Source organism: Streptomyces europaeiscabiei, assembly GCF_001550375.1.
Classification (GTDB): Bacteria; Actinomycetota; Actinomycetes; order Streptomycetales; family Streptomycetaceae; genus Streptomyces; species Streptomyces europaeiscabiei.
The window spans coordinates 1-10,457 of the sequence record NZ_LRTR01000250.1 but is presented as its reverse complement, the minus strand read 5'-3'; the positions used below and the strand labels follow the sequence as shown (position 1 = coordinate 10,457).

Below are 10,457 nucleotides of genomic sequence, written 5' to 3'. Positions count from 1 at the left end.
CCCGGACCCGTGTCGGTGGCCGCGGCCACCTCCGTCCGGTCCGGAGGGGGCGCACCCGGCAGGACCGGGATGCGCAGCGTGCCCAGCACCACCCCGTCGCTGTCGTCGACGAGCAGATCGAGCCTGCGTTCGACACCGTCGAGGGCGGCGCGGGCCGCCGCGACCGCGCCGGTGGGCACGCCGAGGGAGTGGGCGAGACCCAGGGCGGAGCCCACGGGGATCAGGGAGAGGGCGCACGCCGCCAGCTCCCGCCGACGGTGCAGAAGAGCCACCGCCCGCAGCAGCGCGCGGTCGTCGCCGATCACCACCGGCCGCCGGGAACCACGTCGGGAGAGAGCCCGCGCAAATTCCTCGGGCCCCTCGGGAAGACACACTTTCGTACTCGCCGCACCCGCGCTGAGCACGTCTTTCGCGATCCGTACGGCCTCGCCGTCCGTGCGACGGGCGAGGGGGTCGATGACCACGAGGAGCTGGTCGGGAGTCGCCACCTCGGTCCTGCCTCGCTTCCTCGGGTAGCATCTTTGTGCAAGAGCCCCTTGCGCTATTGCGCCAGGGGCTTGGTCTATTCCGGGGCATCCGGGTCCGACAGGTGCGACCAACGGCGGTCGCGGTGCACGCGGCGGTAATGAGCCACCGCGTACGCCCCCGACCTTGGACATGCCCCGCCCGGAAGGGGTGTACGCGCGTGCCCGCACTTGTGCTGCTCGGTGCTCAGTGGGGTGACGAAGGCAAGGGAAAGGCGACGGACCTGCTAGGTGGGTCCGTCGACTATGTGGTGCGCTACCAGGGCGGCAACAACGCCGGCCACACGGTAGTCGTGGGTGACCAGAAGTACGCCCTCCACCTTCTCCCTTCCGGGATCCTCACTCCGGAGTGCACTCCGGTCATCGGTAACGGTGTCGTCGTCGACCCGTCGGTCCTGCTCTCCGAGCTGAGCGGTCTGAACGAGCGCGGCGTGGACACGTCCAAGCTCCTGCTCAGCGGCAACGCCCACATCATCACGCCGTACAACGTGACCCTCGACAAGGTCACCGAGCGCTTCCTCGGCAAGCGCAAGATCGGCACGACGGGGCGGGGCATCGGCCCGACCTACGCGGACAAGATCAACCGCGTCGGTATCCGCGTTCAGGACCTGTACGACGAGTCGATCCTGACGCAGAAGGTCGAGGCGGCCCTCGACGTCAAGAACCAGGTCCTCACCAAGCTCTTCAACCGCCGGGCCATCTCCACCGACCAGGTCGTCGAGGAACTGCTCGGCTACGCCGACAAGCTCGCCCCGTACGTCACCGACACGGTCCTGGTCCTCAACCAGGCCCTTGAGGACGACAAGGTCGTCCTCTTCGAGGGTGGTCAGGGCACGCTCCTCGACATCGACCACGGGACCTATCCCTTCGTCACGTCCTCCAACCCCACCGCGGGCGGCGCCTGCACGGGCGCGGGCGTCGGACCGACGAAGATCAGCCGGGTCATCGGCATCCTCAAGGCCTACACGACCCGGGTCGGCGCCGGCCCGTTCCCGACCGAGCTGTTCGACGCGGACGGCGAGGCCCTGCGCCGCATCGGCCACGAGCGGGGCGTCACCACCGGCCGTGACCGCCGCTGCGGCTGGTTCGACGCGGTCATCGCCCGCTACGCGACCCGCGTGAACGGCCTGACGGACTTCTTCCTCACCAAGCTCGACGTCCTCACCGGCTGGGAGCAGATCCCCGTCTGCGTCGCGTACGAGATCGACGGCAAGCGCGTCGAGGAACTCCCGTACTCGCAGTCCGACTTCCACCACGCGAAGCCGATCTACGAGACCCTGCCGGGCTGGTCCGAGGACATCACCTCGGCGAAGTCCTTCTCCGACCTCCCGAAGAACGCCCAGGCGTACGTGAAGGCGTTGGAGGAGATGTCCGGCGCACCGATCTCCGCGATCGGCGTCGGCCCCGGCCGCGACGAGACGATCGAGATCAACTCGTTCATCTAGCGGTTCACGCTCGTGGCGACACGACCGGGCCGGGCACGCGCATGGCGTGCCCGGCCCGGTCCGTGCCGGGTGCCGGACTCGCCGGGCCGGGTGTACATACCGGGCATATCCTTGGAAGGCGCGCGATCTGCGCCTGTCACACGACCAGGGAAGGTGAGTGCGATGCGCGTCCTGTTCAAAGCACGATTCGACACGGAGAAGTCCAACGAGGCCATCCGCAACGGCACCCTGGGGAAGCTGATGCAGGCCTCCATGGAGCAGGTCAAGCCGGAGGCGGCCTACTTCACCACCGACAACGGGCAGCGCACCTGCTACATGGTCTTCGACATGCAGGACAGCTCCCAGATGCCGGCGATCGCCGAACCCTTCTTCCTCGACATGGGCGCCGATGTCACATACACCCCGGTCATGAACCCCGAGGACCTGCAGAAGGGCCTGTCGGCGCTGGGCCGCTGAGCCGCACGCCGCCGGGCGTCAGCTGAACACGATCATCGATCCCTGCGCCAGACTTCGCGTCGCCGCCGCGTGCAGGCCCAGCCAGACGTGCCGTTCGCGGGCGAACGGGCTGGGGTCGTAGGGCGCCGGGACGGCGGGTTCCTCCAACTCCGTGGGCGCGAGCGGCGCCTCGGGCGGCGCCGGAGGGTTCGCCGGGTCGATGCCGATGGCCGCGGCCACGAACTCCAGTTCCCTCAGCAGGCCCTGGGCGGAGCCCAGGGGGCCGCCTCCGGCGAGGAGTTCGTCGCTGGACAGAGGTTGCGGGAAGTCGACCGGGACGTAGGCGCCGGCGTGGTCGTAGTGCCAGACCAGGTGCGACTGCTGGGCCGTGCCCTCGAACATCTCCAGCAACTGCTCGTAGTCGCCGCCCAGCGCGTCCACCGGGGTCACCTCCAGGCCGCACACCTGGAGCAGATAGGCGCGGCGCAGGAAGTGCAGCGCGTCGTAGTCGAAGCCCGCGACGGGGGCGACCTCCCCGGTCAGCCCCGGCATGTACTGGTACACCGGAACCGGTGGTAGCCCGGCCTCACCCAGCAGCTTGTTGTAGAGCGCGAGTTCCTCGGCGAAGGGGTTGTCGGGCGTGTGGCACAGCACGTCCACGAGCGGGACCAGCCAGAGGTCACAGGCCAAAAGAGAACTCCTCGGTCATCCGGCACGCACACGGACGGTAGGGATACGTTCGCGTACGGCACACAGTGGTCAGGGAAGCGTAGTCGCTGAACGCGCCTTCAGTCCCCTTCGTGCAGGTCCCATACCCACACACCGCCCGCCCATTTACCGGGTCGCCCGACGAGCTTGTCGACCGCCTCGCGCAACTGCTCGTCGTACGGCTGCGGGCGCAGCACCAGGGCGCCCGCGTGCCAGTACGCGAAGTCCTTTTGGGCCTGCGTCCGCCAGTTCACGCCGATCACCGGGACCTTGCCGCTGTAGCGCACGTCTCGCAGCAGGTTGGAGGTGTGGCGGGGGACGGCGCCGTAGATGCCGACGCGGTCCTCGCCGAACGGGCCGTTGAAGTAGCCGCCGGGCATCCGGAATCCGAAGTCGGCCGTGCTCTGCCAGCGCAGGGCCTCCGCGTTGCCCGGATCCGGCAGCGGCACGGGCACCAGGGTCTCGTCGGCCCCGGTGTCGACGTACGACTTCCAGGTGCCGTCCGCGATGAACGCCGGGACCTCGGCGCGTTCCACGGACCGCAGCGGGGCCGGGACGATCGGCAGCAGGGCGAGGGTGATCGCCATGAAGCCCACGTACCGCGTGCCGAGGCTCGGCACGGCGGCCAGGCGTGCGCAGGCGATCGCCAGCAGCATGCCCAGCACCGGGGCGCAGACCATCGCGACCCGGCCCTCGATGACCGACTCGAACAGTGGCTTCTCGGCGAGCAGCGCCCATGGGCCGGGCAGCACGAGGTCCGTCTGCGGAAGCCGGATCTCGGGGCCGAGCGAGAGGACGGCGGCGGCGATTGCCGTGCAGGCCAGCGCCTTCACCAGGGCGTGCTCCCACAGGCGTACGACGATGCCGAGGGCCAGGAGGACCAGTGGCCAGCCGTAGAAGGCGTTCTGCTCGGTGGGGTTGGGGGAGAGCGCGTCCGCCCGTTCCTTGTCGCCCGCGAGGAGCGAGCGTTCGGCGAAGGAGAGCAGGGCGAGGGGGCTGTTGCCGGAGTTGTCGCCGTGCGCGATGTTCCCGTAGCTCTGCGGGCCGAAGAACTGCCAGCTGAGCGGGAAGGTGACGAGGGGGAGCGCGACGAGGGCAGCGATGCCCAGGCCCTTGAGGAGCGGGCGCCAGGAGTCGCGGGCCACGTCCCGCCTTATGAGCCCGTACGCGGCGGCGAACACCAGCATGCCCATCGCGGCGAGGAGGAGGGGTTCCTCGCCGAGGAAGAGCTGGTAGGCCGCCATCAGGCCGAGGACGATCCCGTCCCGCCGGGTCCGGGTGCCCGTACACAGGCGCAGCGCCCGGTCGATGATCAGAGGGATCATGAACAGGACGACGAAGTTCGGGTGCGCGTTGGCGTGGCTGACCATCGGCGGCGCGAAGGCGGCGAGGGCGGCCCCGGCGAAGGCCGCGCCGCGGTGCCGTACGACTCTCCGCACGATCAGCCAGTACCAGGCGGCGGCGGTGGCGGCGAGGCCGAGGGTCATCACGAGGGCGAGCGAGACGGCCGGACCCAGGGCGAGCGTGACGGGCGCGAAGGGGACCGACAGGCCCAGCATGACCGTGTTGGCCATCAGGTTCACGCCGTCGGGGAAACCCTGGAAGGTGGTGAAGAGCGGATTGCGGAGGTGGACGAGGTTGTCGGCCGTGACCGCGAAGAACCACTCCCACTGGTTCTGGTCCTGGAGGGAGTCGGGGAGGTAGCGGCCGTTCGGGTCGAGCCAGCGGCCGATGTGGAGGGCCACCGCCATCAGCAGGAAGAAGGTGACGGCGAGGACGTCGGCCGGGCGGACGGATCGGGCCCGCAGGACGGCGAGTTCACCGAGGACACGGGCGTAGTCGCTCGGCCGGATCTTCGAACCGGGCTGGTGGGACCAGCGGACGGGGACCTCGACGACCGGCCAGCCGCTGCGGCGGAAGTATCGGAGGATCTCCACGTCGATGCCGAACCCGTCGAGCCGGGAGGCGGCGAAGGCCTCGCGGGCGCGGTCGCCGTCGAACAGCTTGAAACCGCACTGGGTGTCGCGGATGCCGGGCACCGCGACCCCGCGTATGAGCAGGTTCCCGGCCCGCCCGAGTGCCTCGCGCAGCCGGTGCTGATGGCGCTCGATGCTCGCGCCGGGCGCCTCGCGTGAGCCGATCGCGGCCGTGTGGCCGTCGGAGAGCGCCTTGTCGAGCCGCTCCAACTCGTCGATGGGCGCGGCGAGATCGGCGTCCGTGAGCAGGACCCGGCGGCCGTGCGAGGCGAGGACACCGAGCCGCAGGGCGTGGCCCTTGCCCCGGTTGCGGGGCCCGCCGGAGACGAGCTGGACGCGGGCGTCGCGGGCGGTGACGGCGGCCACGACGTCGGCCGTGCCGTCCGTCGACCCGTCGTCGACGACGATGACCTCCCAGCGGGCGGCGGCCTCCGTCGCCGAGAGATGGCTGATGATCGAGTCGAGCGTGGGGGCGAGCCGGTCCTCCTCGTTGTAGGCGGGGACGACGACGGAGAGGTCGACGCTCGCCTGGCCGCCGCCCGCCCTCGGGGGCACGCTCATCCGTCCGCCAGGCGTTCCACCAGGGTCAGGGACTGCTCGTCGTAACCGGCGATGAGCTCCTGCGCGGTCTGCGCGTCCCGGCGGGTGAGGGCGTCGACGAGGTCGGTGTGGTCGGCCCACAGCCGGCCCTTGAGATCGTCCGGGTGGTCGTTCGCCCCGTCGTGTATCCGGTCGTTCATGCGATCGGCCGTGCGATCGGCCGTGCGATCGGCCGTGCGGTCGGAGGCGCGGTCGTTCGTCCGGGAGTCCGTCCGGACGTCCGTCTGACGCAGGTGCTGGACCGCGCACACCCAGGCCTGCACGCGCAGCCGGTGCAGGAAGTCGGTGAGGTACGGGTTGCCGAACAGGGCGCTCAGCTCGCGCCAGAACCGCAGGTCGTAGCCGATCAGGATGTCCAGGTCCCCGGCGGTCGCGGCCCGCCGCGCCTCCTCGCCGCGCCGCCGGACCCCGGCGAGGGCGGCGGCCGTACGGGGATCGACCTTGCGGTCGCCGAGCCGCCGGAACATGCCGTCGGTGACCAGGATGCGGGCCTCGACCATGTTCCGGTAGTCGGCCACCGAGTACGCGTGGACCTCGAAACCGCGGTGCTGCACGGCGTCCAGCAGCCCCTGCGCGGACAGATCCACCAGCGCCTCGCGCACGGGCGTCGCCGACACCCCGTACTGCTCGGCGATCTCCTTGACCGTGAACTCCTGCCCCGGCTTCAGGCGGCCGGCCAGCACCTCGTCACGGAGCGCGTCCGCGAGCTGTTGCCGCAGGGTGCTTCGAGTCACGGCGCCATTGCCGCCGCCGGTGCCGGGCATCGTGGTCTGGGTCCCCCATCCGCGTACGCGTACGCATTCTGTGCGTGCTCTCTGAGTTCTCTTACGAGCACGTCACCTTACGCGTTCGGGTTCTGGGGAGGAGTTTTTGCCCTTCTGCTCGGCACCGCGGGGAAAACGCAGGGGAATCACGGGGGACCACAGGGGAGAGTTACGGCCTCACACCGTGTGTTCGTCCGCCACGGACAGGGCCGCGTCCAGGGCGGCGAGGCCCTCCTTGGCCTCGGTCTCCGTGATGTTGCACGGGGGGACGACGTGGGTGCGGTTCATGTTGATGAAGGGCCAGAGGCCGTTCGCCTTGGCGGCGGCGCCGAAGGCGAGCATGGGGGCGTTGGCCTCGCCGGCCGCGTTGTAGGGGACGAGGGGCTCGCGGGTCTCCTTGTCCTTCACCAGCTCCAGCGCCCAGAACATGCCGGTGCCGCGCACCTCGCCCACACAGGGGTGCCGGTCGGCGAGTTCGCGGAGCGCGGGTTCGATGAGCGATGCGCCGAGGGTGGCCGCGTGGGTGACGACCCCCTCCTCCTCCATGACCTGGAGCGTCGCGACGGCGGCCGCGCAGGCCAGCGGGTGGCCGGAGTACGTGAGACCGCCGGGGTAGGGGCGTCGGGCGAAGGTCTCGGCGATGGCGGGGGAGATGGCCACGCCGCCGAGGGGGACGTAACCCGAGTTCACGCCCTTGGCGAAGGTCATCAGATCGGGTACGACGTCGAAGAGGTCGGCGGCGAACCAGGTGCCCGTCCGCCCGAAGCCCGCCATGACCTCGTCCAAAACGAAGACGATCCCGTACTTGTCGCAGATCTCCCGGACCCCGGCCAGATAGCCCGGCGGCGGGACCATGATCCCGGCTGTGCCCGGCACGGTCTCCAGGATGATCGCGGCGATGGTCGACGGCCCCTCGAAGGCGATCGTCGTCTCCAGGTGCTCCAGCGCCCGCGCACACTCCTGCTCCTCCGTCTCCGCGTGGAAACGGGAGCGGTAGAGGAACGGCGCCCAGAAGCGCACGACCCCGGCCGAGCCGGTGTCGGAGGCCCAGCGGCGCGGGTCGCCCGTGATGTTCACGGCCTGCTGGGTGCCGCCGTGGTACGAGCGGTACGCGGCCAGCACCTTGGGGCGGCCGGTGTGCAGCCGGGCCATCCGGACGGCGTGCTCGACCGCGTCGGCGCCGCCGTTGGTGAAGAAGATCTTGTCCAGGTCGCCGGGGGTGCGCTCGGCGATCAGCCGGGCCGCCTCCGAGCGGGCCTCGACCGCGAACGCCGGGGCGAACGTCGTCATCGTCGCCGCCTGCGCCTGGATCGCCGCGACGACCTTCGGGTGCTGGTAGCCGATGTTCGTGTAGACGAGGCCGCTGGAGAAGTCGAGATAGCGCCTGCCGTCGTAGTCCCAGAAGTACGAGCCCTCCGCTCCGGCGACGGCGAGCGGGTCGATGAGTTCCTGCGCGGACCAGGAGTGGAACACGTGCGCTCGGTCCGCGGCCTTCACCGCGGCGCCTGCCTGGGGGTTGGGGTGAGGGGTCATGGGGGCGAGGTTAGGGGGTGGGGGTGGGGGGAGGGCACGGGCGACATGTATGCGTGCGGACGTCCGAGCACGACAGTGTGTCGCCCCAGCCGCCCCGCCCCGTCCCGTCCCGTCCCGTCCCGTCCTCAGGGGCGGTGCCCCTTCCACCCCCACCAGCCCCCACCGGCCCGCAGTCGTCACAGCACCTGTCACACCCCCCGTGCTCTCTTGACAGTAGGCTGTCTAAATGTAAGTATGCTGTCATGAGTAATCACAAGCCTGTCCATCTCGCCGTGTACGACACCTACGCCGACTGGGAGACGGGGCACACGACCGCGTGGCTCGCCCGGGGCGGATACGAGATCCGTACCGTCGGGCCGAGTGTCGACGCCGTGCGGACCATCGCGGGGGTGCGTATTCAGCCGGACGGGGTTCTTGGGGAACTGCGGCCGGAGGAGAGCTCGCTGCTCGTCCTCACCGGCGCGGACCTGTGGGACACGAGTGACGAACTCGCGCCGTTCGCCCGGAAGGCGAGGGAGTTCCTGGACGCCGGGGTGCCCGTCGCCGCGATCTGCGGGGCGACCGCCGGGCTCGCGAGGGAAGGGCTGCTGGACGACCGGGGCCACACCAGCGCGGCTCCCTTCTATCTGGCCGCCACCGGGTACAAGGGCGGCGAGCGGTACGTGGACGCGGACGCCGTCACCGACGGAGTCCTGGTCACCGCCGGGCCCACCGAACCCGTCGCCCTGGCCCGCGAGGTCTTCCGCCTCCTCGGTGTCTACGAGGGCGAGGTCCTCGACGCCTGGTACCGCCTCTTCCACGACTCGGACCCGGAGGCGTACGCCGTGCTGGAGGCGGCGGGACAGTGAGCCGCGAGCAGCAGGACCTCCTCAGCCGAGCCGCCCTCGGGATCTTCCGGCTGAACGGGCAGTTCCTTTCCGTGGCCGACGAGTTGGCGCGCCCGGCGGGGCTGACGGCCGCCTGGTGGCAGGTGCTGGGCGCGGTGCTGCCCGAGCCGCTGCCCGTCGCCGGGGTCGCCCGGGTCATGGGCATCACCCGGCAGAGCGTCCAGCGGGTCGCCGATCTCCTCGTCGACCGGGGGCTCGCCGAGTACGTCCCGAATCCGGCCCACCGCCGTGCCAAGCTCCTCGCCCCGACCTCCGCCGGCCGCACCGCGATCGCACGGATCGAGCCCGGCCACGCGACCCTGGCCGCGCGCCTGGCGGGGGCGCTGGGGGAGGAGGAGTTCGCGGAGACCGTACGGGTGCTCGAACGGCTGTCGGGTGCCCTGGACCACCTCGCGGCGGCACCGGAGCCCCACACGCCACCGGCCGCTGTTACGGAACCGTAGACACCGCTCCATCCGCCTCCCCCTGAGGCCGCACTACGATCGGTCCGTTGCGCACGTACGCGACGTACCCGTACGTACGCGTACACATCTGCAGGGGGAGACGGGGGACGTGGCCATGGAGAAGTTCGGGCCGGGGGATCCACAGCGCATCGGGGCGTACCGGCTGCTCGCGCGGCTGGGGTCGGGCGGCATGGGGAACGTGTACCTGGCCCGCTCCGAGCGCGGCCGTACCGTCGCCGTGAAGCTGGTCCGCCAGGAACTGGCGGAGCAGGAGGAGTTCCGGGCGCGGTTCCGGCAGGAGGTGCAGGCCGCGCGGCAGGTGGGCGGGTACTGGACCGCGCCGGTCCTGGACGCGGACACCGAGGCGGGCATCCCGTGGGTCGCCACCGGGTACGTCGCCGGACCGTCCCTGCAGGCCGTGGTCGGGCGGGATCACGGGGCGCTGCCCGAGCGGTCCGTACGGATCCTCGCGGCGGGGCTCGCGCACGCGCTGGAGGACATCCACGCGGCCGGGCTCATCCACCGGGACCTCAAGCCGTCCAACGTGCTGGTGACCATCGACGGGCCGCGCGTCATCGACTTCGGCATCGCGCGGGCGCTGGAGACCGTCACGGACGGCGGGCTCACGCGCACCGGCGCGCTCGTCGGTTCGCCGGGCTTCATGGCCCCCGAGCAGGTGCGCGGCGACCGCATCACCCCCGCCTGCGACGTCTTCTGCCTCGGCTCCGTCCTCTCCTACGCCGCCACCGGCAACCTCCCCTTCGGCGCCGCCAACTCCGGGGTCCACGCCCTGATGTTCCGCATCGCCGAGGAGGAGCCGGATCTGGAGGGGCTGCCGGAGGGTCTGTACGACGTCGTCCGTGACTGTCTGCGAAAGGACCCCGCCGCCCGCCCGACCCTGGCCCAGATCCTCCAGCGCACCGGCGCCGAGGACACGGTCTTCGCCGGCCGTTCCCGCGACCCCTGGCTGCCGAGCGCCCTCGTGGCCCAACTGGGGCGGCACGCCGTGCAGTTGCTGGACGCCGAGGATCCGGAGGACGCGGAGGGCGCGGGCGGGACGGGAGCGCCAGGGGCGGCGGGTGCCGCAGGGGGCTCGGCGGCTGCGGGTGGCTCGGGTGCGTCGGGAGGTCCCGGTGTGCCGG

10 protein-coding genes are annotated in these 10,457 nt (G+C 71.1%); 5 read left to right on the top strand and 5 right to left on the bottom strand.

All coding sequences use genetic code 11. The annotated features are described in order from the left end of the window. Positions 1-488: diacylglycerol kinase family protein (locus AWZ10_RS12170; RefSeq protein ID WP_279616624.1), on the bottom strand; the 488-nt coding region annotated here is incomplete at its 3' end. A 197-nt stretch (positions 489-685) separates the two neighbouring features. Between AWZ10_RS12170 and AWZ10_RS12165 the strand changes: the two genes are divergently transcribed. Next, positions 686-1,969: an adenylosuccinate synthase gene (locus tag AWZ10_RS12165; protein WP_037702704.1), complete on the top strand. Its 1,284-nt coding sequence runs from the start codon at positions 686-688 to the stop codon at positions 1,967-1,969. A gap of 162 nt (positions 1,970-2,131) precedes the next feature. Beyond that, positions 2,132-2,425 carry a DUF3303 family protein gene (locus AWZ10_RS12160; protein WP_037702702.1) on the top strand — a complete coding sequence of 98 codons (294 nt, stop codon included), beginning with the start codon at positions 2,132-2,134 and terminating at the stop codon, positions 2,423-2,425. Positions 2,426-2,443: 18 nt separating this feature from the next. Here the strand turns inward: AWZ10_RS12160 and AWZ10_RS12155 are convergent, their stop codons facing one another. From AWZ10_RS12155 to AWZ10_RS12140, 4 genes are all read right to left on the bottom strand, one after another. Continuing rightward, complete coding sequence (locus AWZ10_RS12155; protein ID WP_037702700.1) at positions 2,444-3,094, bottom strand: hypothetical protein; 651 nt, start codon at positions 3,092-3,094, stop codon at positions 2,444-2,446. A 98-nt stretch (positions 3,095-3,192) separates the two neighbouring features. Further along, complete coding sequence (locus AWZ10_RS12150; protein WP_060891065.1) at positions 3,193-5,649, bottom strand: dolichyl-phosphate beta-glucosyltransferase; 2,457 nt, start codon at positions 5,647-5,649, stop codon at positions 3,193-3,195. Then, positions 5,646-6,452, bottom strand: a complete 807-nt coding sequence (locus AWZ10_RS12145; RefSeq protein ID WP_060891064.1) for a GntR family transcriptional regulator — start codon at positions 6,450-6,452, stop codon at positions 5,646-5,648. Before AWZ10_RS12145 ends, AWZ10_RS12150 begins: the two co-directional genes overlap by 4 nt. A 177-nt stretch (positions 6,453-6,629) precedes the next feature. Continuing rightward, positions 6,630-7,985: an aspartate aminotransferase family protein gene (locus tag AWZ10_RS12140; protein ID WP_060891063.1), complete on the bottom strand. Its 1,356-nt coding sequence runs from the start codon at positions 7,983-7,985 to the stop codon at positions 6,630-6,632. Positions 7,986-8,227: 242 nt separating this feature from the next. On the opposite strand from AWZ10_RS12140, the gene AWZ10_RS12135 reads away from it, so the two are divergent. The 3 genes from AWZ10_RS12135 to AWZ10_RS12125 form a co-directional block, all read left to right on the top strand. Further along, positions 8,228-8,833, top strand: a complete 606-nt coding sequence (locus AWZ10_RS12135; protein WP_060891062.1) for a DJ-1/PfpI family protein — start codon at positions 8,228-8,230, stop codon at positions 8,831-8,833. Then, positions 8,830-9,315 carry a MarR family winged helix-turn-helix transcriptional regulator gene (locus AWZ10_RS12130; protein WP_046709774.1) on the top strand — a complete coding sequence of 162 codons (486 nt, stop codon included), beginning with the start codon at positions 8,830-8,832 and terminating at the stop codon, positions 9,313-9,315. Before AWZ10_RS12135 ends, AWZ10_RS12130 begins: the two co-directional genes overlap by 4 nt. A gap of 115 nt (positions 9,316-9,430) precedes the next feature. Next, a partial coding sequence (locus AWZ10_RS12125) for a serine/threonine-protein kinase (RefSeq protein ID WP_244172468.1) occupies positions 9,431-10,457 on the top strand: 1,027 nt, incomplete at its 3' end.

Coding starts and splice junctions, on each gene's coding strand:
- AWZ10_RS12145 (WP_060891064.1), bottom strand. CDS start 6,452: ATGCCCGGCACCGGCGGCGGCAATGGCGCCGTGACTCGAAGCACCCTG.
- AWZ10_RS12140 (WP_060891063.1), bottom strand. CDS start 7,985: ATGACCCCTCACCCCAACCCCCAGGCAGGCGCCGCGGTGAAGGCCGCG.
- AWZ10_RS12135 (WP_060891062.1), top strand. CDS start 8,228: ATGAGTAATCACAAGCCTGTCCATCTCGCCGTGTACGACACCTACGCC.
- AWZ10_RS12160 (WP_037702702.1), top strand. CDS start 2,132: ATGCGCGTCCTGTTCAAAGCACGATTCGACACGGAGAAGTCCAACGAG.
- AWZ10_RS12150 (WP_060891065.1), bottom strand. CDS start 5,649: ATGAGCGTGCCCCCGAGGGCGGGCGGCGGCCAGGCGAGCGTCGACCTC.